20 protein-coding genes are annotated in these 21,667 nt (G+C 69.8%); 7 read left to right on the top strand and 13 right to left on the bottom strand.

The annotated features are described in order from the left end of the window. Positions 1 to 292 precede the first annotated feature (292 nt). Positions 293 to 1,438 (bottom strand): epoxide hydrolase family protein, encoded by a 1,146-nt coding sequence (locus AB0G28_RS39005; RefSeq protein ID WP_361101553.1) that lies wholly within the window; start codon positions 1,436 to 1,438, stop codon positions 293 to 295. Between the two features lie 43 nt (positions 1,439 to 1,481). Then, a complete protein-coding gene (locus tag AB0G28_RS39000; RefSeq protein WP_361101550.1) occupies positions 1,482 to 2,720 on the bottom strand; it encodes a polysaccharide pyruvyl transferase family protein in 1,239 nt (412 codons plus the stop codon). A 119-nt stretch (positions 2,721 to 2,839) separates the two neighbouring features. Between AB0G28_RS39000 and AB0G28_RS38995 the strand changes: the two genes are divergently transcribed. The 3 genes from AB0G28_RS38995 to AB0G28_RS38985 are packed head-to-tail and all read left to right on the top strand — an operon-like array spanning position 2,840 to position 5,520. Beyond that, positions 2,840 to 3,793, top strand: coding sequence for an ABC transporter permease (locus AB0G28_RS38995; protein ID WP_361101547.1), 954 nt, complete (start codon positions 2,840 to 2,842; stop codon positions 3,791 to 3,793). A gap of 3 nt (positions 3,794 to 3,796) precedes the next feature. Beyond that, positions 3,797 to 4,612, top strand: a complete 816-nt coding sequence (locus AB0G28_RS38990; protein ID WP_361101544.1) for an ABC transporter ATP-binding protein — start codon at positions 3,797 to 3,799, stop codon at positions 4,610 to 4,612. Beyond that, positions 4,612 to 5,520, top strand: coding sequence for a glycosyltransferase family 2 protein (locus tag AB0G28_RS38985; RefSeq protein WP_361101541.1), 909 nt, complete (start codon positions 4,612 to 4,614; stop codon positions 5,518 to 5,520). Before AB0G28_RS38990 ends, AB0G28_RS38985 begins: the two co-directional genes overlap by 1 nt. A gap of 45 nt (positions 5,521 to 5,565) precedes the next feature. Here AB0G28_RS38985 and AB0G28_RS38980 read toward each other — a convergent pair whose 3' ends face one another. The 4 genes from AB0G28_RS38980 to AB0G28_RS38965 all read right to left on the bottom strand — a co-directional run bounded on the left by AB0G28_RS38980 (position 5,566) and on the right by AB0G28_RS38965 (position 8,986). Then, positions 5,566 to 7,053, bottom strand: coding sequence for a hypothetical protein (locus AB0G28_RS38980; protein ID WP_361101538.1), 1,488 nt, complete (start codon positions 7,051 to 7,053; stop codon positions 5,566 to 5,568). A gap of 10 nt (positions 7,054 to 7,063) precedes the next feature. Continuing rightward, positions 7,064 to 7,639: a DUF3558 domain-containing protein gene (locus AB0G28_RS38975; protein ID WP_361101535.1), complete on the bottom strand. Its 576-nt coding sequence runs from the start codon at positions 7,637 to 7,639 to the stop codon at positions 7,064 to 7,066. Positions 7,640 to 7,642: 3 nt separating this feature from the next. Continuing rightward, positions 7,643 to 8,089 carry a hypothetical protein gene (locus tag AB0G28_RS38970; protein WP_361101534.1) on the bottom strand — a complete coding sequence of 149 codons (447 nt, stop codon included), beginning with the start codon at positions 8,087 to 8,089 and terminating at the stop codon, positions 7,643 to 7,645. Positions 8,090 to 8,218: 129 nt separating this feature from the next. Continuing rightward, entirely contained in the window at positions 8,219 to 8,986 is a 768-nt protein-coding gene (locus AB0G28_RS38965; RefSeq protein ID WP_361101531.1) for an ESX secretion-associated protein EspG, read from the bottom strand. Between the two features lie 105 nt (positions 8,987 to 9,091). Between AB0G28_RS38965 and AB0G28_RS38960 the strand changes: the two genes are divergently transcribed. Next, the gene (locus tag AB0G28_RS38960; protein WP_361101528.1) at positions 9,092 to 9,337 is read left to right on the top strand and encodes a hypothetical protein; all 246 of its coding nucleotides are present in this window, start codon (positions 9,092 to 9,094) and stop codon (positions 9,335 to 9,337) included. Positions 9,338 to 9,386: 49 nt separating this feature from the next. On the opposite strand, the gene AB0G28_RS38955 is transcribed toward AB0G28_RS38960, so the two are convergent. Beyond that, positions 9,387 to 11,306: a glycosyltransferase gene (locus AB0G28_RS38955; RefSeq protein ID WP_361101525.1), complete on the bottom strand. Its 1,920-nt coding sequence runs from the start codon at positions 11,304 to 11,306 to the stop codon at positions 9,387 to 9,389. A gap of 7 nt (positions 11,307 to 11,313) precedes the next feature. Further along, on the bottom strand, positions 11,314 to 11,784 hold the full coding sequence (locus AB0G28_RS38950; protein WP_361101522.1) for a GtrA family protein: 471 nt from the start codon (positions 11,782 to 11,784) through the stop codon (positions 11,314 to 11,316). A 125-nt stretch (positions 11,785 to 11,909) separates the two neighbouring features. Between AB0G28_RS38950 and AB0G28_RS38945 the strand changes: the two genes are divergently transcribed. Together AB0G28_RS38945 and AB0G28_RS38940 are read left to right on the top strand one after the other, a co-directional pair. Beyond that, positions 11,910 to 13,283: an FAD-binding oxidoreductase gene (locus tag AB0G28_RS38945; RefSeq protein ID WP_361101519.1), complete on the top strand. Its 1,374-nt coding sequence runs from the start codon at positions 11,910 to 11,912 to the stop codon at positions 13,281 to 13,283. After that, entirely contained in the window at positions 13,280 to 14,035 is a 756-nt protein-coding gene (locus AB0G28_RS38940) for a decaprenylphospho-beta-D-erythro-pentofuranosid-2-ulose 2-reductase (protein WP_361101516.1), read from the top strand. Before AB0G28_RS38945 ends, AB0G28_RS38940 begins: the two co-directional genes overlap by 4 nt. Positions 14,036 to 14,418: 383 nt before the next feature. On the opposite strand, the gene AB0G28_RS38935 is transcribed toward AB0G28_RS38940, so the two are convergent. From AB0G28_RS38935 to glf, 5 genes are all read right to left on the bottom strand, one after another. After that, entirely contained in the window at positions 14,419 to 15,936 is a 1,518-nt protein-coding gene (locus AB0G28_RS38935; RefSeq protein ID WP_361101513.1) for a hypothetical protein, read from the bottom strand. A 74-nt stretch (positions 15,937 to 16,010) separates the two neighbouring features. Beyond that, the gene (locus AB0G28_RS38930; RefSeq protein ID WP_361101510.1) at positions 16,011 to 16,736 is read right to left on the bottom strand and encodes a hypothetical protein; all 726 of its coding nucleotides are present in this window, start codon (positions 16,734 to 16,736) and stop codon (positions 16,011 to 16,013) included. Positions 16,737 to 16,846: 110 nt separating this feature from the next. Further along, the gene (locus AB0G28_RS38925; protein ID WP_361101508.1) at positions 16,847 to 17,812 is read right to left on the bottom strand and encodes a decaprenyl-phosphate phosphoribosyltransferase; all 966 of its coding nucleotides are present in this window, start codon (positions 17,810 to 17,812) and stop codon (positions 16,847 to 16,849) included. Then, on the bottom strand, positions 17,809 to 18,327 hold the full coding sequence (locus tag AB0G28_RS38920; protein ID WP_020642798.1) for a phosphatase PAP2 family protein: 519 nt from the start codon (positions 18,325 to 18,327) through the stop codon (positions 17,809 to 17,811). Before AB0G28_RS38920 ends, AB0G28_RS38925 begins: the two co-directional genes overlap by 4 nt. Continuing rightward, on the bottom strand, positions 18,320 to 19,543 hold the full coding sequence (glf, locus tag AB0G28_RS38915) for a UDP-galactopyranose mutase (RefSeq protein ID WP_361101504.1): 1,224 nt from the start codon (positions 19,541 to 19,543) through the stop codon (positions 18,320 to 18,322). Before glf ends, AB0G28_RS38920 begins: the two co-directional genes overlap by 8 nt. Positions 19,544 to 19,622: 79 nt before the next feature. Between glf and AB0G28_RS38910 the strand changes: the two genes are divergently transcribed. Beyond that, positions 19,623 to 21,632, top strand: a complete 2,010-nt coding sequence (locus AB0G28_RS38910; protein WP_361101501.1) for a DUF6541 family protein — start codon at positions 19,623 to 19,625, stop codon at positions 21,630 to 21,632. Positions 21,633 to 21,667 lie beyond the last annotated feature (35 nt).

The raw sequence follows: 21,667 nt of genomic DNA, 5'->3' as shown, positions 1-21,667 counted from the left end.
CCCCATTTTTTTTTGTTGTGGGGCCGCGGGCCCCTTTGAGTCATTCGCGACCCTCGGAACCACGGCCGCGCCGGTTACCCGCCGCAGACAGGCAGCGGCCTTGGTAAGTGCCTGACCGGGCGAGAAACGGCACGCTTACGGCATGACCTGCGCTCCACCCAGCCCTCCCCCGCAATCCGGCTTCGGGGTGGCGGGCTTACCGAGCCGCCGGCCAAGTGTCGCGAATGACTCATTCGGGACGCCCGAGGTCCCCAATGACCCATTCGCGACCCTCGGAACCACAGCAGCCCCCTCAGCCCACCGAGCTGAAGAACGCCCGGATGTCGCCGATCAACGCGTCCGGTTCCTCCAATGCCGGGAAGTGGCCGCCGCTCGGAAACTCCGTCCAGCGGACGATTTTGTCCGTTCGCTCCGCCAATGCCCGGATCGGCAGGCCGATGTCGTCCGGGAAGACCGCCACCGCCGTCGGGACCGTGTTCGACGGTGGTGGCGCACCCCAGCCGCCCGTCAGGGCCGCGTACAAGCGGGCCGAGGAGTTCGCCGTCTCCGTGAACCAGTAGATCGACACGTCCGCCAAGAGGTCGTCGCGGTCGACGAGGTCCTCTCCCGCGTTCGAGAACGACCGGAACTTCTCCGCTATCCAGGCCAGCTGGCCTGCCGGGGAGTCGTGGAGGCCGTACGCCAGCGTTTGCGGCTTCGTCGCCTGGATCATCGCGTAGCCCGTGCCCTCTCGAGAGAACTTCGCGCCCTTCTCCAGTGAGCGCCTGCCCTTGTCGAGCTCTTCGAGGCCCTCGAGGTCGGCTTCGGTGCGGACCACCGCCGTCGCCAGCATCGTCACGTGGATGCCCAACAGCCGCTCCGGGAACTGCACCGCCAGCTCGCGCGAGATGATCGCGCCCCAGTCGCCGCCGTGGGCTCCGAAACGCCGGTAGCCCAGGCGGGTCATCAGCTCCGCGAACGCGCGCGCGATGCGGTCCGGGCCCCAGTCCGGCTCCGGCGTCGGGCCGGAGAACCCGTAACCCGGGATCGACGGGACCACCACGTGCAGCGCGTCCGCCGGGTCGCCGCCGTACGCCCTCGGGTCCGTCAGCGGGCCGATGACGTCCAGGAACTCGACGATCGATCCCGGCCAGCCGTGCGTGAGCAGCACCGGTGTCGCTTCCGGCTCAGGCGAGGTCACGTGCAGGAAGTGCACGTTCGTGCCGTCGATCGTGGTCGTGAACTGCGGGAACGCGTTGATCCGCTCCTCGTGCGCCCGCCAGTCGAAGCCCGTTCGCCAGTACTCCGCCAGTTCTCGCACGTAGTCGACGGGCGCGCCGAGCCGCCATCCCGTGCCCGTGGGCTGGTCGGGCCAGCGGGTGTTCGCCAGCCGCGTGCGGAGGTCGTCCAGTGCGGCCTGCGGGACGTCGATGCGGAACGGCGTGATTTCCGAAGTCATGTCCCCGACGGTAGAAGCCATCGCGGACAGGACCGGTCCTCGATCAGCCGAGGATTCGCCTCGACCAGCGTCGTCTCAGCGACTCCGGCCGCGGCTCGGGCGCCGCGTTGGCCGGCTGCCGGCGCTCGACGGGGGCGTAGACGGTCCTCGCCACCTCCACCTTCGCCTTCCGCAGCCGCGCGAGGACGTCCGGTGCGTAGCCGCCGGCGGTGGGGCGGTCCGGCACCTGGGTGAGGTCTTCCAGCACCGTCCAGTTGGAGCCCAGCGCGGCCAGCGACCGGTGCTTCGTCGCGTAGTAGTCGGGGTTGATGGACACCGCCACCCCGGAGGCACCGGCCGCCGCCGCCAGCATGTGCACGTGGAACCGGGTGGAGATCCACGTCTGCCGGGGATTCGCGGGCAGGCCGTGCGCCCAGACGTGGGAGAACGGGTAGAACCGGGCACCGGGCAGCTCGCGCTCCAGCAGGGCGAACACCTCGCGGTCGACGCGCGGCACGCCCTCGACGACGCCGATGCGCTCCGGCGGCACCTTCCACGCGCGCAGCATCGAGAGCACCGCGCCCGCCAGCTTGCCGATGCCGACCTCGACGAGATCCGACTGCAGGCACAGCATGACCTCGGGCTGGTCCTCGGCCGTCTCGTAGCGGTGCGGGCCGATGCCCAGGAACGCGTCGTCGATCCCGGGCTGGACGTCCACGAGCGCCGCTGAAGCCTCGTCACGGACCTCGACCACCTCGAAGTGGTCCAGCAGGCTCAGCAGCAGCGGGGTGACGTCGTCGCTGGCCGGCACGAGACCGTGCCCGGTCATCGCAGCCCGGCCGCCCGACCGTTCCACCGCCGCCGCGGCCCCGGAGAAGAGGCCGATCTGCTTGGGCCACAGCTTGTTGATGTAGCCGCCGCCGACGACGTGCACGACGTCAGCCGTCGCGAGCAGCTCGATCCCGCCGTGCAGGCGGGGCATCATGCCCGGGTTGTGCACCGCTTCGCGCACCCAGGACGCCGCCTGCCACGGGTCCTCCGACGGCGCCTCCCAGCACAACCGCCACAGCGTGTCGGTGAACTTGGCCCGGGGGTGGATCCCGTCGAGCAGGACGGCCGCCGGCCCGGGCGAATGCGTGTCCACCCAGACGTCCGCGTCCGGCGCCATCTCGGCCAGCTCGCGGAGCCAGCTCGCCGCGATGAGTTCGTCCCCGTAATTGGGATGCCCCACCGGAGCCACTACGTAGTAAAGAGCACGCTGGGCCGACTTCGTCGACGAAGTCCCACTGTGGGCGACCACCATGCGCGGAATCGTACGGCGTGACGGAATGTAATCCAGGTCACCTTGGCGTTAACCGCGGGCGCCGGGCGAACAGGCGGGGTGGCCAGGCCGGTGGCGGGCACATCGGTACCCTCGTCCACGTGCATGCCACCAGCACGGTTCAGGCCGCGGAATCACCCGTAGCGACGTCGGCGCCGCCGACGTCGGACAGCAAGACGTTCGCGCGTGCCTTCGCCGACATCAAGGCCGGATTCAAGGCCCGCGAGCTGTGGGGACACCTCGGCTGGCAGGACATCAAGCAGCGCTACCGCCGCTCGGTGATCGGGCCGTTCTGGATCACCATCAGCCAGGCCGTCATCGCGCTCGGGCTCGGGCTGCTCTACTCGCAGCTGTTCAACTCGCCGATCCAGGTGTTCCTGCCCTACCTCTCCACCGGCTTCATCCTGTGGGGCTTCATCAGCGGCTGCCTCGCCGAGGGCATGGAGACGTTCATCGCGAACGAGGGGCTGATCAAGCAGCTCCCGGCGCCGCTGAGCGTGTACATGCTGCGCACGGTGTGGCGGCAGACGCTGTTGCTGGCGCACAACATGATCGTCTACGTCGTGGTGCTGGTCATCTTCTTCAGCGCACTCGACGACAAGTACTCGCTGGGTTCGAAGGACGGGCTCTGCCACGACGGCCTGTACTGCCACCCCGGTCTGAGCTGGAACATCCTGCTGGCCATCCCCGGCTTCCTGCTGCTGGCGCTGAACGCGGGCTGGGTGACGCTGCTGCTGGGCATCATCTCGACCCGGTTCCGCGACATCCCGCAGGTGATCAACTCGCTGATCCAGCTGCTGTTCTACGGCACGCCGATCGTCTGGCCGGTCGACCAGCTGATGAACGGCGGGACGCGCGAAGGCATCTCCTGGGTGCTGCCGATCATCCAGGCGAACCCGCTGTACCACTTCATGCAGGTGGTCCGGGCGCCGCTGATCGGCCAGTCGTTCACGCCGGGCAACTGGATCGTGGTCGGCTGCATCACCATCGTCGGCTGGGCGCTCGCGCTCGTCGCGATGCGCAACTACCGTGCCCGCGTCTCCTACTGGGTGTGACAAATGGTCAGCATTGACGTCCGGAACGCCTTCGTCGACTTCCCGATCTTCGACGCGAAGACCCGGTCGATGAAGAAGAAGGTGCTCGGCAAGGTCGGCGGCAAGATCGGCACCGAGACCAAGGTCCCGATCATCGAGGCCCTGCACGACGTGACCCTGAACCTCCGCGAAGGCGACCGGGTCGGTTTGGTCGGGCACAACGGCGCAGGCAAGTCCACGCTGCTGCGGCTGCTCGCCGGGATCTACGAGCCGACCCGCGGGTCCGCCCGGATCGAGGGCAAGATCGCGCCGGTCTTCGACCTCGGCGTCGGCATGGACCCGGAGATCTCCGGCCAGGAGAACATCATCATCCGCGGCCTCTTCCTCGGCATGACGGCCAAGGAGATGGAGAAGCGGGTCGACGACATCGCCGAGTTCACCGAGCTCGGCGACTACCTGCAGATGCCGCTGCGGACGTACTCGACAGGTATGCGCGTGCGGCTCGCCCTGGGTGTCGTGACCTCGATCGACCCGGAGATCCTGATCCTCGACGAAGGCATCGGCGCGGTCGACGCGGCGTTCCTCAACAAGGCCCGCGACCGCCTCAAGGACCTGGTGAAGCGTTCCGGCATCCTGGTGTTCGCCAGCCACGCCGACGAGTTCCTGTTCGAGCTGTGCGACTCGGCCCTCTGGATGGACGAGGGCCACATCAAGCAGCGGGGATCGCTGCGGGACGTCCTCACGGGCTACAAGGGCCGCGACCCCTTCGAGCACATGAGCCAGGAAACGCTGCAGCGCCTCGGCATCGAGCCGGTGGCGACGACGAACGGCGGGGAATGATGGCCAGCGAGACCCGGCAGCTGCCCGACGGCGCGGTCGTCGGCGTGGTCGTCACGCGGCACCGGCGCGAGCTGCTCGCGGACTCGCTGAAGGTCATCGCGGCCCAGACCCGGCCGGTCGACCACCTGGTCGTGGTCGACAACGGGCCGGACGACTCGGCCCGCGAAGTCGTCGAGAACTACCCGCTGCCGTACACGTACCTGCCGTCGCACCGGAACCTCGGCGGCGCCGGCGGGTTCGCGCTGGGCATGCTGCACGCGCTGTCGCTGGGCGCGGACTGGATCTGGCTGGCCGACGACGACGGCCGCCCGGCCGACGAGAACGTGCTCGCCATCCTGCTCGAGGAAGCCGAAAAGCGGGATCTGGCGGAGATTTCGCCGGTGGTGTCGAACATCGACGCGCCGGACAAGCTGGCGTTCCCGCTGCGCCGCGGCCTGACCTGGAAGCGGTCGCAGTCCGAGCTGGGCGTGGACTTCCTGCCGGGCATCGCGTCCCTGATGAACGGCGCGCTCTTCCGCGCGTCCACTTTGGACGTCGTCGGGGTGCCGGACCTGCGCCTGTTCTTCCGCGGCGACGAGGTCGAGCTGCACCGGCGGCTGGCCCGCTCGGGACTGCCGTTCGGCACGTCGCTGAAGACGAAGTACCTGCACCCGGACGGCTCGGACGAGTTCAAGCCCATGCTGGGCGGCAAGTTCCACGCGCAGGACCCGGAGAACGAGGTCAAGCGGTACTACACCTACCGCAACCGCGGCTACCTGCTGTCCCAGCCGGGCATGCGGAAGATCGGCGCGCTGGAGATCGTCCGGTTCGGACTGTACTTCGTCGGCGTGAAGCGGGACCCGAAGGCGTTCCTGCAGTGGCTGAAGCTCGTGCGCCAAGGCCGCGCCGAAAAGTTCTACCGCTACTAGGTTTCACGAAAAAGGGCCCCCGCGGTGCGGGGGCCCTTTTTCGTCCTACTCGCCGATGACCGGCGGCGCGGTCCGCAGGTCGGTGCCGAAGACCTCGTCGGGGTCGCCCTCGACGAGGTACGTCGGGCGCGAGTGCTCGGTGTCCTCGTCGCCTTCGCCCTTCTGGCCACGGGCCAGGCCACCGCCGGGACCCATGCCACCCCGGCCGGCCGCACCGGCGCCGAGGCCACCCATGCCGCGGCTGGCGGCCCCTTCGGCCGCACCGATGCCGCCCGGCCGTGCCGCGCCCGACGCGGCACCCGCGCCCGTGGCGTTGCCCGAGCCCGAGCCGCCGGGACCGAAACCGCCGCCACCACCGCGGCCGCCACCACCGACCTTGGAGTTGTAGGCCTCGTCGCCGCCGAAGTTCATGCCGCCGCCCATGGGCATCGGGCTCATCGGCGGCATGCCGCCGAGCGACGGGTTCTGGTTCGACGATCCCCCACCCGGAACCGAGCTGGGCGTGAAGCTGGACGGCGTGGTGCCGGTGCCCGGCACGAACCCCGCCCCGGTGGTCGAGCCGGGCCCGGAGAAGTGCGCCGCGGCGCCCGAGCCGGGGCCCGTCCCCCCGGGCAGGAAGCCCTGGGCACTGGCCCCCGGCCCCGGGAGGTTCACCGAGCCGGGACCCGGGTTGGTCGCGCCGGACGGGAGGTTGATGCCGTTCTTGTCCCCGCCGCCGTTGGGGTCGCCGCTGCCGTTGCCGGTGCTGAAGCTCGGCGGCGGCGCGAAGGCGGGCTGCTTCGACGCGGCGTCGTAGAGGTTCTTGTCGTAGGTCGCCATGACGCTCGCGGCCTCGTCGTGCGCCGCCTGGCTGTCCTTCTGCTTCTGGATGGACTTGTCGACGTTGTCGGCCAGGTTGAGCGGGTTCGACGTCGCCCAGCCCTTGAACTCGTCGGTCCAGCTGAACGGGATCGGCGCCGGCATGGAGTTCTTCGCCGTGGCGGCCGCCTGGCCCTGCTCGTAGATCGTCTCCGAGGCCAGCTTCGCGTTCTGCGAGTTCGCGTCGGACCACTTGCTCAGGCTGGTGAAGTACTGCTGCGCGTTCTCGGCCGCGCTGCCTTCCCAAGAGCCCTTGGAGGAGTTGACGGCGGTGGTCATCGACTGCGCGAACCGGTCGAAGACCTGGTGGACCTGGTGGTACGCCGTCGAAACCTCGGAGACCTGGTTGACGTCGAGGTTGCTTTGGAGGAACGCCTGGAGCTGGGTGTGATCGGTGCCCTTGTAGTCCGCGTTCGGCGCCTGCAGACCCTGGACGTACTCGACGTCACGGCCTTTGGTGGCGTCCTCGACGTTCTGCTTCGCCATCTGCTGGGACTGGTTCTTCGCCTGGGCGCGAGCCATGTACTCCTGGACCCACCCGAACAGCCAGTTGTCCGGGTCGACGCCCTCTTCGGCCTTCTGCTGCAGGTAGGCGTCCCGGTCGGCGGGCGCCATGTCCTGGAGTTCCTGGGGTGTCTTGTCCGCTTGCTTCGGTGGCGTCTGTCGCGTCGACATCTGGTTCCCCTTACCCCTTGGGCAGCTTCGGCTCTACGGCCTTGGTGGCGACGGCTTCGGCGATCTGGCAAGCCTGGTCGGCCGAGGTGTCCAAGAGCACCTCCACGTCCACCCGCGAGGTGCCGCCGACCGGCAGTCCGAGCGTGCACCCGACAGCGGCTCCGTCCGGCGCTTCCTTCGCACGCCGGCCGTTGATGTCCTTGTCGACCACCCCGCCACCGGTGTCCCTGACCTGGTCGACCGAAGCGTCGTCGCGGACGTTCACCCCGATCGACATGGTGTGGTCGCTCGCCGAGGCGATCGTCTTCTGGTAGCTGCACGACCGGGCGGTGCCGATCTTCTTGCTGTCCGGCGGGTCGAACTGCCCGTAGCTGCTCAGATCGCTCATCTGGAGAAGCGAGCAGGGGTCGGTGATCGACTTCGTGCCCGCACCTCCGGCGACGGACGTCGTCTCCGGAGCGCTCGTCCCGCCGGCCGACGACGTCTGCGCGGGCGAAGCCGTTCCTTCCCGGGTGGTGGTGCACCCGGCCAGCAACACCACTCCGGCCGCGACGGGCAGGACAACACGAACGAGAAGTTTCGTCATACCTCAGGCCTGACCGGTCTGGAGGGCGGAGAACGCCTGGTTTTCGGTTTCGCTGTACAGGCCCGACGCCCGCGCCAGCGCCTCGTCAGCCTGCTGGGCGACCTGCTGGAGCTGGCGGAGCACCGCGGTCGCTGACCCTTCGGCGTCGTTCGCGCTCTTCTGGTCGTGGGTCGCGACGGTCTGCCCGTACGGGTGGCTGCCGAGCTGCGGGGCCTGATCCAGCGCGAAAGTCTGGTACCTGAGCTTGCCGAGATCCTTGACCAGCGCGGTCAGCGCGTCACGGATGGGCTTCACGCCCTCCGGGGTGATCTTGAACCCGCCGCCCTTGGCCGCGTCGACCAGCTTCTGGGTCTCCGCAGTGACGGCCTTCACCGCGGCGTTCATCCCGGCCGAAGAAAGCGGATTGACGATGTCCGACATCGATCCGCCACCGCCGTCGGCAATCAGCATCGCTGTTCCACCCCGAATCGCTTCACCCGTGCGTGTGCACCCGGGAGTCTACTAGCCGGGCACCCTCCGCCACGGCCGTCCACCGATCTTCACCTGGGACGCAGCCCCGGCCCCGGTGGTTCCCGCGGCTCAGAACCGGCCTTCGAGCTGGGCGTACAGCTGCTGGGCCAGGCGCGCGTTGTCGGCCGGGGCGTAGGTGATCCAGCGCTGGCCGTCCGCGGCCGACCGCGAGGACATCAGCCAGCGGCCGGACGGGGTGTCGAACCAGGCCAGGGGCGGGAACGCGCCGCCGCGGGTCTGGGCCGTGAACTGGCCGATGCGCTTCTTCGGCTCCTGGAAGACGCGCTCGATCATCCTCAGCTGCGGACCGCTGCTCCCGCCGCTGTGCGAGCGGGGGCCGGAGACGCCGGCGAACGGGTCGTACACGTCGTCGCGGCGCTGCTGCCGGGGCTGTTCCGCCGGGCGCGTGATGGTGACCGACTGGCCGGGCGCGGCCGGGGTGAGCGGGAGCAGGTCGACGATCGCCGGGACGATGCCGGTCGGGCGGACCTCCTCGAAGACGATCAGGTTGTCCTGCTGCCGGGCGAGCACCGCGAACTGGCCGTCGGTGGCGACGCGGGCGAACAGGTGCCGGTCGCCGAGCTCCGCGGCCGCGTTGATCGTCACGCTGCCGCGGACGAAGGTGACCAGCGCCAGCTCGGCGTCCGGGTCGAGGCGGCCGCGGCTCCACAGCCCGCGGCCGGTCAGGTCGCGGACGACGGCGTCGCGGATCATCGCGCGCTGCTCGACGGTCGTGCCGACGTGCGGGACCTCGAACGGCGTCGGCGCGCGGCCCAGCCCGAGCTGTTCGAGCAGGATGTCCACCGCCGCCAGCGACAGCGAGAACGAGTGCGGCATTCGCTTCCAACCCCCCGCGGATCAGTCCGGCCTTCGCGAAAACCGTAGCTCCGCCCTCAGCGAACCCGCTTGCCGGGGCAAGATCGCCGCTGGTCCGATGGAGGCATGGCTGACCAGAAACCCGCACTCGTGCTGCACCTGGCGACCGGCGGCGAGCCGCTGCTGTTCGCGCTGACCACCGAAGAATCCGGCAAGCTGGCGGGCAGGCTCAGCCAGCTCGTCAAGGCCGGCGCCGTCGAAACGGTGACCACCAAGGACGACTCGACGGTCGCGATCAACTTCGGCCACGTCGCCGCCGCCTACATCGACGACCTCAACCGCAAGAGCAAAGTTTTCGGCCTGCACGCCTGAACCGACGAAGGCCGCCTCACAACACGTGAGACGGCCTTCGCGAAGAGCCTCAGAGCTTGTACAGACGCTTCCAGTTCTCGCGCGAGGTGAGCTCCGGCATGGCGCGCTTGTACTGCTCCTGCACCGCCGCGCCTTCCTTGCGCAGCCGCTGGATGACCCGCGCGCCCTGCTTGGCCAGCGCGAACATCTTCACCCGGTCGTAGGACCGGACGCGGACGCCTTCCTGGCTGGCGTCGGTGACCACGGCCGTGTCGAACAGCGCGATGTGCCACCAGTTCGCCTCGTCGATGGGCACCGCGCCGAGCCCGAACCGGCTGCGGCCGAGCACCCGGTCGAGGACCCGCTTGATCAGCACCAGGCGCTGCATGCTGGGCCGCGGCGCGCTGTTGATGATGCCGATGTCGTTGGACGCGATGCCCGGGACGTCGGTGGCCTTGTGGCGCTTGGTCTCCGGGTAGTTGTCGCGGATGCGGCGGATCTCCTGCATCGCCTCGACACCGCCGTCACGCAGGACCTCGGGGCCCTTCAGGAAGTCCTCGACGGCCTTGATCAGCGTCGCCGACAGGCCGTACTGCATGCCCAGCAGGTAGCGGACCAGCTGCGCGATCAGGACCCGCGAAAGCAGGTTCAGGTTGAACGGCGAGTGCAGCGCGGCGGTGATGATCGAGTTGCGCAGGTTGAAGTACCGGTGCCACTCGTCCCAGTCCTTCATGTGGAAGTCCGCGTGCCACACGCCCGCACCCGGCAGGGTGACGGTCGGGAAGCCGTGCGCGCGGGCCCGGTAGGAGTACTCGGCGTCGTCCCACTGGAAGAAGAACGGCAGCGGGTAGCCGGTGGCCTGGACGACCTCGTAGGGGATCAGGCACGACCACCAGCCGTTGTAGCCGGCGTCGAGGCGGCGCTCCTGGCGGTTCGGCTTCAGCGTCTCCTCGTCCACGCCGAGCAGGTCGGCGGTGGACAGCGAGTGCTCGACCGGCTGGCCGGGCTCGAGCGTGTTGAGCCGGGCGTACTCGGCGCCGACGTGCAGCTGGTTCGGGTGGAACAGGTTCAGCATCTGGCCGCCGACGATGATCGGGTTGGCGGCGCGGTTCGAGAACGCCGTCATCCGGATCACCAGGTCCGGTTCGAGCAGGACGTCGTCGTCCATGAACAGGACGTTCGCGTGCTCGGTGGCGGTGTGCCCGGCGACCTCGAAGAGGCCGCGGGTGAAGCCGCCGGCACCGCCGAGGTTCGGCTGCTTGATGTAGTGGAGCTTGTCGGCGAGGTCCTTGGCGACCTGCTCGAAGCCGTCGCGGGACTCGACGAGGTCGGTGCCCTGGTCGGCGACGTAGATCGCGTCCAGGGTCTCCAGCGAGGAGACGTCCGCGGCGAGGGCCTGCAGGTTCTTCAGGCAGTCGTCGGCGCGGTTCATCGTGCAGATGGTCACCGCGGTCGGGCGGATCTTCTCCGGCGCCTCGACCGTCCAGCGGACCTGCTCGACGCGCAGCGTCTGGCCGCCTTCGGTCTCCAGGTCGAGCCAGAGCGCGCCGCCGTCGTAGAACTTGTCCAGCTTGCCGGTCAGCGCGACCTTCGCCTGCTTGGCGTCGGTGACCTGCTCGGCGGCGACGACGCGGGGCTCGCCCTCGACGTCGGAGGCGCCCATGGAGAGCAGGCCGGTGCCGGTGACGACGGCCTCGACCGAGACTTCGGTCACCGTCGTCCACCGCTGCCAGTAGCTGGCCGGGAACCGGCCGAAGTACGTGTTGCCCGACACCTTGGAGGCGGGCTCGAGGGTGATCGCCGCACGTTCCCGCACGGCCGAGCCCCACTCGAGCTCGGCGTACAGGTCCTTGCTGACGATCGGCGCCGGGCCGGCGTAGAGCCCGCGCTGCGCCGTCAGGCGACCCTGCGGAGTGTGCTCGGTGAACCGCGTCTCGGCGGCCGCGCCGGCTGTCGTGGTCGGCGCCGGGGTGGCTGTCTTACCGGGCATGAGTTCCTCAGTTCTCCTTGGTCGACGGCTCGCGGAACACGACCCACTTGAGCATCACGAAATTGATCACGGTGGCGGTGGCCTGCGACACGGCCCAACCCAGTGTGTGCTGCCACGCGGACTCCGGCAGGACGTGCAGCATGAGCTGGTTCACCCCGACCGCGACGAAGAACGTCACGGTGTAGAGCAGGACGAACGAGCCGATCTGCGCCTTCCCGTCGCGGCGCCCGCCGGCGAAGGTGAACTTCCGGTTCAGGAAGAACGCCGTGGTCGTGCCCACGATGAAAGAGATAGCGCGGGCGATGTCGACCCACGGTGAGGTGGCCATCCCCGCCACCTGCGTCAGGAGTGTGTACGTGCCCAGGTCGACCAGGGCACAGAATCCCCCGATCAGGGCGAAGCGGATGAGCTGGCCCAGCAGTCCCGGAGAGGACGGCTGCGCAGCCGCTATGTCGGCTTGCGGATCGGTCGCCACCACTGCATTACCTCGTTGCCTGAGTCATGGTCACCCGCGCGGGCGCTTGTGCCTTGATTCGCAAAGTGTAGAAGCGGGCACTTCAGGGTCACGTCTCGGGCGTCGTTCGGCGTGGCTACCCTGGTCGGGTGACCCACCTACCCGAGACACAGCGTCGCACGCTCACCGGCTGGGGACGCACCGCACCGACCGTCGCCGACGTCCTGTCCACCCCGGACGTCGAGGTCATCGCGCGGGCCGTCGCCCAGGCGGGTGAACGCGGCGTCATCGCGCGTGGCCTGGGCCGCTCCTACGGCGACCCGGCGCAGAACGCGGGCGGCCTGGTCGTCGACATGACCGCGCTGGACCGGATCCACTCGATCGACCCGGACTCGGGCGTCGTCGACCTGGACGCCGGGGTCAGCCTGGACAAGCTGATGCGCGAGGCGCTGCCGTACGGCCTGTGGGTCCCGGTGCTGCCCGGCACGCGCCAGGTGACGATCGGCGGCGCGATCGCGAACGACATCCACGGCAAGAACCACCACAGCGCGGGCAGCTTCGGCAACCACGTCGTGTCGATGGACCTGCTGACCGCCGACGGCCAGGTGCGCACGCTCACGCCGGAGGGCCAGGACGCGGAGCTGTTCTGGGCGACCGTGGCCGGCATCGGGCTGACCGGGATCGTCGTCCGGGCGAAGGTCCGGATGAAGAAGACCGAGACCGCGTACTTCATCGTGGACGCGGACCGCACGGCGAACCTGGACGAGACGCTCGGCCTGTTCACCGACGGCTCGGACCTGACTTACGACTACTCGATGTCGGTGCCGGACCTGATCTCCTCGGACCACCGGCTCGGCCGGGCGACGTTCTCCCGCGGCTCGCTCGCGAAGCTGGACGAGCTGCCGCCGAAGCTGCGGTCCGCGCCGCTGAAGTTCGACGCGCCGCAGCTGGCGACGCTGCCGGACATCTTCCCGAACGGCCTGGGCAACAAGCTCACGTTCGGGCTGATCAACGAGCTGTGGCAGAAGACGGTGCCGAAGAAGGGCGCCCGGGGCAAGATCCAGAACCTGACGCAGTTCTACCACCCGCTGGACATGCTGAGCGAGTGGAACCGCGCCTACGGCTCCAAGGGTTTCCTGCAGTACCAGTTCTCCGTCCCGTTCGGCGCGGAGGACCAGCTCAAGGCGATCTGCCGGCGGATCGCGACGTCGGGTCACTACTCGTTCCTGAACGTGCTGAAGCGCATGGGCGAGGCCAACCCGGCGCCCATGTCGTGGCCGTCGCCGGGCTGGATGCTCAGCGTGGACTTCCCGGTCAAGCAGGGCTTGAGCCGGTTCTGCCTGGAGCTCGACGAGGCCGTGCTGGCCGCGGGCGGGCGGCTGTACACCGCGAAGGACTCGCGCACGTCGCCCGAGACGTTCGCGAAGATGTACCCGCGGCTCGAAGAATGGCGCAAGGTCCGCGCTTCTGTTGACCCCGAAGGCGTTTTCGCCTCTGACATGAGCCGGAGGCTCGAACTGTGATCGACGCGGTGGGCAACCCCCAGTCCCTGCTCCTGCTCGGCGGCACGTCCGACATCGCCCTGGCGATCGCCGAGAAGTACCTGGCCGAGAAGCCGCTGCGGGTCGTGCTGGCGGCCCGGCCCTCGCCGCGGCTCGACGCGGCCGCGCAGCGCCTGAAGGACAAGGGCGCCGAAGTGTCCACTGTGGACTTCGACGCGAAGGACACGGCGTCGCACCCGGGCGTGCTGGACAAGGCGTTCGAAGGCGGCGACATCGACGTCGCGGTCGTGGCGTTCGGCCTGCTCGGCGACCCGGAGGAGGTCTGGCAGGACCACGCGAAGGCCGTCGAGCTGGCGACCGTGAACTACACGGCCGCGGTGTCGGTGGGCGTGGCGCTGTCGGAGAAGCTCAAGGCGCAGGGCCACGGCACGGTGATCGCGCTGTCGTCGGTGGCGGGCGAGCGAGTCCGCCGGTCCAACTTCGTCTACGGCTCGACCAAGGCCGGCTTCGACGGCTTCTACCTGGGCCTCGGCGAGGCACTGGCGCCGTTCGGGGTGAAGGTGACGGTCGTCCGCCCGGGGCACGTCAAGACGAAGATGACGGCGGGCCTGAAGGACGCTCCGCTGGCGCAGACGGCCGAGCAGGTCGCGGAGATCGCGGTCGGCGCGGCCCGCGCGGGCAAGGACCTCGTGTGGGCGCCGGCGCAGTTCCGGCTGGTGATGTCGGCGCTGCGGCACGTCCCGCGGCCGATCTTCCGCAAGCTCCCGATCTGACGCGCCGGCGCTTCCCTGCCTGGGACCAGACATCCCCCGCCGCTCCCAGGCAGGGCTCCGGCAAAGTCGCGCCCGCCCTCCTTGACCGCTGCGACGCTGGTCGCCGAGACCTGCCACGCTGCCGAAGGTCGCGAATGAGTCATTGGGGACCTCCCACGCCCCGAATGAGTCATTCGCGACACCCGGCCGGCAGCGCACAGCGCCACTTCCACCACGGAGCACCGCGGCAGCGATCGACTTTGCCGGACATCCCCCGCCGCTCCCAGGGGGGCGTCCCCGAGTCCAGTCTACCGGCGGCGGCCGACGGAACTCGCCGGAAAGCCGTTGGCCGAGTGAGCTGTCCACATCGGCCGTTGCCTGTGGACAACTCGGCGCGCGGTGGCTCAGCCGCCGGTGGCGTGGGCGGGCAGCAGGTACAGGTTCTGGCTACCCATCCACGGCGAGTCGATGTGCCAGCTCGCCAACGCCGTCGCCGGTGGTGCGCGGCGGGTCGTCGCCAGGACCAGGTCCGGGCTGAGGGGCGTCACGCTGTGGTCGAAGTTGTGGAAGTTGGCTTCCAGCAGCGCGCGGCCGACTTCGCCGCTGCGGCGCTTCGTCTCCGTGATCGCCGGGTCGACCGCGCCGCGGTCGGAGAACTCGTCGACCAGCTCGCAGTCGCATGCGTAAGCCAGCGCGCCTACCTCGCCCGCCGTCTCCACCTTGCGGCCGTGGGCGATCGCCGCCAGCTCACGGCCGATTTCGCGGTACTCCGTCGTCGACGCGTGGTTGCTCGTGATCGGGGCGAACTGGCGGGGGATGCCCGGCTGCGCGTACACCGCGACACTCGCCGCCAGCGTCATTCCCGCCAGCGTCCACGTTCCGCGCCGCACTCCTTCCGGGACCGCTGACGCGCACGCGGCCAGGAAGATCGTCGCGCCGATGATGCTCGGGGCGTAGTACCAGTGGTAGGGCGGCACGCCGAGCTGACTGTACGCCAGGTAGTGCAACGCACCCGCGATGGCGAGCGCCGCGAACGGTGTCAGGCGGCGGGCGGTCTGCGAGCCACGGCGGTACTGGACGATCCACACCACTCCCGCCAGGCCGGCGAGCAGCAGCGGCAGGAACGACAGCGCCGCCGCGGCCGGGAAGTTGCGCCAGTACAGCAGCGGGCCGTTGGTGAAGCCGAACGGTCCCCACGACTGCTGGCTGATCTTGATGACCAGCGTGTCCGGCACCGCCGAGCCGAGCACCACCCAGCTGAACCCGAACCACGGCAGCGTCACCGCGAGCGCCGCGAACGCCGTCCGCCAGATGCCGTCCCAGAACTCGCGGCGGGCCGCGAACAACACCGCCGCGATCAGCAGCAGGTCGATCCGGACGAGCGCGAGCAGCCCGATCACGACGCCGAGCCGCCCCGGCCGGCGCTCCCCCGCGTAGACCAGCGTCCAGACGACGCCGGTCGCGCCGAGCGCCACCTCCAGCCCGATCGAGGACAGGAGCAGCGGGTTGACCAGCAGCAATGCGAACGTCAGCGGTGCGAACGCCGCCGGCAGGCCGGTGCGCTCGCCCAGGCGGCGCAGGCCCAGCACGAGCAGCACCTGCGCGGCGACGAAGACGATCCCCGCGGCCAGCACGGCGTCGCGGACGACGAACGTGACCGCGGCGAGGGCCAGGACGTTCAGCGGGGACGTCGCCGTGTTCGCCGTCCCCTGCTCGATCAGGCCCCAGTGGGCGTGGAAGGCGAGGTTCTTCGCGTAGGACAGCGTGATGTACGTGTCATCGATGAGATGGCGGCTGACCAGGGCGAACACCACGGCGGAGGCCGCCGCTGCCACCGAGGGGAGGACCCACGAGCGGGCGACGGGCACGGCCGCCGGCAGCGCACCGGCGGCCTCGGGGAGTTCTGCGGAGGCGCTTCGCATCCGAGCCACCGTACCTCGCTCGTGATGCTTCTGTGATCTGAGCGGGGTACGGGTGGCTCAGGACACAGTCCCGGTCAGATGCCGTCGCCGGAACCGGAGTTGCCCGAGTTACCCGGATTGCCCGGATTGCCGTGGTTGCCGCCGCGGAAGCCCGGGCCGTGGCCGTTGAAGCCCTGGTCGCCGTTCGGGCCGTTGTACTGGCGGTGGATGCCCGGCCGGCCGCCGTGGTGGTCGGTCGCCGCCGCGATCCCGCCGACGATGCCGCCGCCGATCAGGACGCCGAGCACGCCGACGCCGACGAGCTGGGTGGCGCGGTGGCCGACGAACCGCCGGAACCCGCCGGGCTGCCGCTGGGCGGCCGGAGGCGGTCCCCAGGCGCCGTAGGCCTGGCCGGGGCCGGGCTGGGACAGCTGCGGAGTGGGTGGCGGCTGCTGGCCGTGGACGGCCGTCTGGTCGGCCGCAGGGGGCACGTCGCCCGGCCCCGCAGGCCCGGCGGTGCCCGGGGCAGGGGGAGCTTGGTCGGCCGACGCGGCAGACCCGGCCGGCGCGTGCGGTGCGGCCTGGCCGACAGATCCGGCTGTGCCCGGCGCGGGTGTGGCAGCCGGGGCCCGGTCGGAGGCGGGAGGCTCGCCCTGCGCCGCGGCGGGCGGGCCATGCACCGCCGTCGGCTGGTCGGCCGACGCGGCCGTCTCCGGCGTGGGCGCAGCCGCCTCGGCCGTGGGCTGCGCAGTCGTGGGCTGCTCGACGGTCGGTTGGTCGGCCCCCTCCGGGGCCTTCTCCTCGCGCGGCTGGTCGTTCATGGTCGCTCCTGTGGTCACGGGGACGGGCGCACTGCCCGCCCCCACCACCTCAGGGTGCGCCGCTCAGCTGTGGACGACCTGAAGCGAACCTGTCGATCCGCCATGAATCGTCACAGGTAGAACGCCAGGAACAGCGTGACGACCCAGGTCGCGCCCAGGACCTGCAGGATGCGGTCCTTGAGCGCGATCTCCTCCGGCTCGCCCGCGATGCCGCCGTCGACGTCCACCGCGTACCGCAGCACCGCCACCAGGAACGGCACCATCGAGATCAGCGCCCACACCGAGTTGTGCTCGGTCTGCCGGATCTCGAACGCCCACAGGCAGTACGACATGATCAGGATCGCCGCCGACGTCGCCCAGACGAACCGCAGATAACTCGCCGAATACTTCTTCAGCGACGAGCGGATCTTCGCGCCGGTGCGCTCGAACAGCATGATCTCCGCGTAGCGCTTGCCGGCGACCATGAACAGCGAGCCGAACGCCGTGACCAGCAGGAACCACTGGGACAGCGCGATGCCGCCCGCGACACCGCCGGCGATGGAGCGCATCAGGAAGCCCGAGCCGACGATGGCCAGGTCGACCACCGGCTGGTGCTTCAGGCCAAAGCAGTAGCCGAGCTGGACGGCCTCGTAGACGCCCAGCACCACGGCGAGCTGCCAGCTCGCCGCGAACGACACGCCGAGGCCGGCCAGGAAGAACACGACCGCGGCCCCGTACGCGACGGGGACCGGCACGATCCCGGCCGCGATCGGCCGGTTCCGCTTGGTCGGGTGGGCCCGGTCGGCCTCGACGTCGATGGCGTCGTTGATGAGGTAGACCGAGCTCGCCACCAGCGAGAAAGCCACGAAGGCGATGATCGCGTCGATCAGGAGACCGGTGCGGTCGGTCGACTTCGAGAACGCGAAGAACGGGGCCGCGAAGACCAGGACGTTCTTCACCCACTGCCGCGGCCGCGCCGTCTTGATGACGCCGGCGACCAGGCCGATGGGGCCACGTGACGGCGCCTCCGGTGTCTCCGGAGCCTCAGGAGTCACGGCCGTCTCTTCGCTGCTGCGCTGCTCGGTCGTTTCGCTCATGGGTTTCTCTTCAGCTTCCGTCGTATCAGACCACCGACGAGCCCCCCGAGAGCTGCACCGGCCAAAACGTCTGTCGGATAGTGAACGCCGAGCACGAGCCTCGAGGCCAGCATCGGCGGTACCAGGGCGGGCACCAGGTTACGCCCGGTCAATCCGGAGTAGAGCACCGCCGCCGCCGTCGTGGACGTCGCGTGCGACGACGGGAAGCTCAGCTTGCTCGGCGTGCCGACCAGTACCTCTACGCTCGGGTGGTCCGGTCGGGGGCGCCTGACCACGCGTTTCACCGCGATCGACGCGGCGTGCGCGCCCACGACACCGGCCGACGCGACCAGCCAGTCCTTGCGCCGCTTCTTGTCGACGACCGCGCCGAGGAGGCCCAGGCCGAACCAGCCGATGGCGTGCTCACCGAAGTGGGACATGCCACGAGCAGCCTTCACCGAAGCTTCACTCTTCAGAAACCCCTGGGCCTTCGCCAGGACCGCGACTTCGCCCGTCGGGCTGCCCTTCTCAAGCATCGAGGGACCCGTCGATCGGCGCGCCGTCCGTCAGGTGCGGGGCGATCTTGTTGTCGAACGCCGACAGCGCCGAGCCGATGGCCATGTGCATGTCGAGGTACTTGTACGTGCCCAACCGGCCGCCGAACAGGACGTTCTTCTCGCGCGCCTCGGTCTTGGCCAGCTCGCGGTAGGCCTCGAGCTTCTCGCGGTTCTCCGGCGTGTTGATCGGGTAGTACGGCTCGTCGTTCTCGCCCGCGAAGCGGGAGTACTCGCGGAAGATGACCGTCTTGTCCTTGGGGTAGTCCCGCTCCGGGTGGAAGTGGCGGAACTCGATGATGCGGGTGTACGGGACCTCTTCGTCGTTGTAGTTGACGACCGAGGTGCCCTGGAAGTCGCCGGTCTGGGCGACCTCGGACTCGAAGTCGACGGTGCGCCAGGTGAACTTGCCCGCCGAGTAGCCGAAGTAGCGGTCCAGCGGCCCGGTGTAGACGGTCGGGGTGCCGGCCGGGATGTGCTCGCGTACGTCGAAGTAGTCGACGTTCAGCCGGATCTCGATGTTCTCGTGCTCGGCCATCTTCTCGAGCCACGCGGTGTACCCGTTGACGGGCAGGCCCTCGTAGGTGTCGTTGAAGTACCGGTTGTCGAAGTTGTAGCGGACCGGCAGGCGCGTGATGATGTTCTCGCCCAGGTTCTTGGGGTCGTTCTCCCACTGCTTCGCGGTGTAACCGCGGATGAACGCTTCGTAGAGGGGACGGCCGACCAGCGAGATGGCCTTCTCCTCGAGGTTCTGCGCGGCGGAGGTCTCGAACTCGGACGCCTGCTTCGCGATGAGCTCGCGCGCTTCGTCCGGGGTGTGCGACTTGCCGAAGAACTGGTTGATCAGGGCCAGGTTCATCGGGAACGAGTAGACCTGGTCCTTGACCCGCGCGAACACCCGGTGTTGGTAGTTCGTGAACTCGGTGAAGCGGTTCACGTACTCCCACACGCGCTTGTTCGACGTGTGGAACAGGTGCGCCCCGTACTTGTGCACCTCGATGCCGGTCTCGGGGTCGGGCTCGGAGTACGCGTTGCCGCCGAGGTGGCTGCGCCGCTCGAGGATGAGGACCTTCTTGCCCAGCTCGGCCGCGGCCCGTTCGGCGACGGTCAGGCCGAAGAAGCCGGACCCGACGACGACGAGGTCGTAACCTGCGAAATCGTCTTCAGTAATCTGTGCGGGGTTCGTGTGCGCGCTCACGGGCGTCGAGGGTACGCAGGTCGGTCGCGCGGCCTGCACCCGACTATCACATTTCGGCCTACGACACACCTGGAAAGCAGTGCCTGCACCCGAGGACTTCTGGAGCTACTTCGCCGCGGTGGCCACCTACCTGGCCGTGCTGGCGGTCCCCGGCGGGCTCGTCGGGTGGGCCACCGGCCTGCGCGGCTGGGCGCTCGCCGGGCTCGCGCCGCTGCTCAGCTACGCCGTGACCGGCCTGGCCGGGCCTTGGCTGGCGATCGCGCACGTGCCGTACGGCTCCCTGAGCGTCGCCGCGTGCACCCTCCTGCTCGCCGGCGTGCTGTTCGGGCTGCGCCGGCTCGCGACCATGCGGGGCCGGCTCACACCGGGTGCGGAGGAGCCGACGCTGCCGTGGACGCGGCGGGCGCACCTGGCCGTCGGCGCCTGCGTCGCGATCGCCGTCGCGGTGTCGATCGTCGTGGTGGTCTCCGGCCGCGGCGGGACGACCGCGGTGTTCCAGCGCTGGGACACCGTCTTCCACGCGAACGGCATCCGCTACATCGCCGAAACCGGCGACGGCTCCCTGACCGGCATGGGCACCATCAACTGGTACCCGGCCGGCTCCTTCTACCCGAACGGCTACCACCTGATCGGCGCCCTGGTCTACGAGCTGTCCGGGACGTCGATCCCGGTGACGCTGAACGCCGTCACGATGCCGATCGCCGGGCTGTTCGCGCTGGCCATGGCCGCGGTCGTGCGCCAGCTCGGCGGCCGCGCGGTGTTCGCGGGCAGCGCCGCCCTGGTCGCGGGCGGCGCGACGACCGGGGCGTACGAGTCGGTGTCGAGCGGGCTGCTGCCCTTCGCGCTCGGCATCGTGCTGACGCCGCTGGCGGTGGTCGCGCTGCAGCGGTTCGTCGTGCGCCCTGGTGTCGACACCGGCGCGGTGCTGGCGCTGAGCGCGACGGGCCTGCTCGCCGCGCACTCGAGTGCCCTGTTCGGGGCGATCCTGTTCGCGTTCCCGCTGGTGGTGCAGCGCTGGTACCGGGCGCTGCGGGGCAAGCGCGTCGACGGCGTCCCCGAGGGCAAGCGGGCCTGGCGGGTCGTCGGCGGTGACGTCCTGCGGATGGTGCCGGTGATGGTCGTCGCCGGGGTGCTGGCCGCGCCGATGATCCTCGGCGCCATCGGCTTCACGTCGGGGTCGTACCCGTACTACGCGTGGGGCTCGCACATGCCCGTGGAGAAGGCGCTGCTCATGCTGGCGACCTTCAAGCAGGTGCTGCCGGTGCCGCAGGTCTGGCTGACGGTGTTCCTCGCGATCGGCGTGCTCACCGTCCTCGCGCTGCGGCGGATGCGCTGGCTGCTCCTCTCGGCACTCGGGCTGTCCGCGCTGTTCGTGCTCGTCGCGTGCTTCGGCGGCGAACACTGGGTGATCAGCCTGTCGCGGCCCTGGTGGAACGACCGGTTCCGGCTGATGGCGCTGGCGGCCATCCCGATGTGCCTGCTCGCCGCGCACGGGATGAGCGAGACCCAGCGCTGGCTGGCGAAGGCCGCGAGCGGACGCGCGTGGGTGCGGGCGCGGCCGTGGCTGACCGGCCGGGTCGGCCTGGCGACGGCGGTGCTGCTCGTCGTGGCGATGGGCGTGCTGACCGGCGGGTTCTACCGCGCGGCCAACGCCAAGACCGTGTCGCTGCTGTACTACAACGGCCTGCCGGGCGAGGTGGTCCCGCCGGTGAGCGCCGACGAGATCGAAGCGATGGAGAAGCTCGGCACGCTCGGCATCCCGGCCGACCAGAAGGTGCTCAACGACCGGCTCGACGGCACGGCCTGGATGTACGCGCTGACCGGCGTGCACCCGGTGGCCGGCCACTACGACGCGGGCGTCGCGCCGCCCGACGCGACCTACCTGGCCCAGCACTTCGGCGACTACGACAGCGACCCCCAGGTCCGCGCGGCGGTCCGGCGACTGAACATCCACTACGTACTGGTCGGCAGCGGCACCATCCGCCGCGACACCCCGATCGCGCCGGGCCTGCGGCACCTGGACGGCCACGACTTCGTCCAGGAGGTCTACCGGAACCCGGGTGCGGTGATCTACCGGATCGTGAAGTGAAACAGCCCTCGTGGCCGCGGCCCCCAGCCGCGGCC

This window comes from Amycolatopsis sp. NPDC021455 (genome assembly GCF_040640995.1).
Lineage (GTDB): Bacteria > Actinomycetota > Actinomycetes > Mycobacteriales > Pseudonocardiaceae > Amycolatopsis.
The sequence above is the reverse complement of the archived record's forward strand: the minus strand, read 5'-3'. Positions and strand labels throughout refer to the sequence as shown.

Coding starts and splice junctions, on each gene's coding strand:
- AB0G28_RS38925 (WP_361101508.1), bottom strand. CDS start 17,812: ATGAGCGAAACGACCGAGCAGCGCAGCAGCGAAGAGACGGCCGTGACT.
- AB0G28_RS39000 (WP_361101550.1), bottom strand. CDS start 2,720: ATGGTGGTCGCCCACAGTGGGACTTCGTCGACGAAGTCGGCCCAGCGT.
- AB0G28_RS38980 (WP_361101538.1), bottom strand. CDS start 7,053: ATGTCGACGCGACAGACGCCACCGAAGCAAGCGGACAAGACACCCCAG.
- AB0G28_RS38990 (WP_361101544.1), top strand. CDS start 3,797: ATGGTCAGCATTGACGTCCGGAACGCCTTCGTCGACTTCCCGATCTTC.
- AB0G28_RS38965 (WP_361101531.1), bottom strand. CDS start 8,986: ATGCCGCACTCGTTCTCGCTGTCGCTGGCGGCGGTGGACATCCTGCTC.
- AB0G28_RS38920 (WP_020642798.1), bottom strand. CDS start 18,327: ATGCTTGAGAAGGGCAGCCCGACGGGCGAAGTCGCGGTCCTGGCGAAG.
- AB0G28_RS38975 (WP_361101535.1), bottom strand. CDS start 7,639: ATGACGAAACTTCTCGTTCGTGTTGTCCTGCCCGTCGCGGCCGGAGTG.
- AB0G28_RS39005 (WP_361101553.1), bottom strand. CDS start 1,438: ATGACTTCGGAAATCACGCCGTTCCGCATCGACGTCCCGCAGGCCGCA.
- AB0G28_RS38985 (WP_361101541.1), top strand. CDS start 4,612: ATGGCCAGCGAGACCCGGCAGCTGCCCGACGGCGCGGTCGTCGGCGTG.
- AB0G28_RS38930 (WP_361101510.1), bottom strand. CDS start 16,736: ATGAACGACCAGCCGCGCGAGGAGAAGGCCCCGGAGGGGGCCGACCAA.
- AB0G28_RS38960 (WP_361101528.1), top strand. CDS start 9,092: ATGGCTGACCAGAAACCCGCACTCGTGCTGCACCTGGCGACCGGCGGC.
- AB0G28_RS38970 (WP_361101534.1), bottom strand. CDS start 8,089: ATGCTGATTGCCGACGGCGGTGGCGGATCGATGTCGGACATCGTCAAT.
- AB0G28_RS38935 (WP_361101513.1), bottom strand. CDS start 15,936: ATGCGAAGCGCCTCCGCAGAACTCCCCGAGGCCGCCGGTGCGCTGCCG.
- AB0G28_RS38955 (WP_361101525.1), bottom strand. CDS start 11,306: ATGCCCGGTAAGACAGCCACCCCGGCGCCGACCACGACAGCCGGCGCG.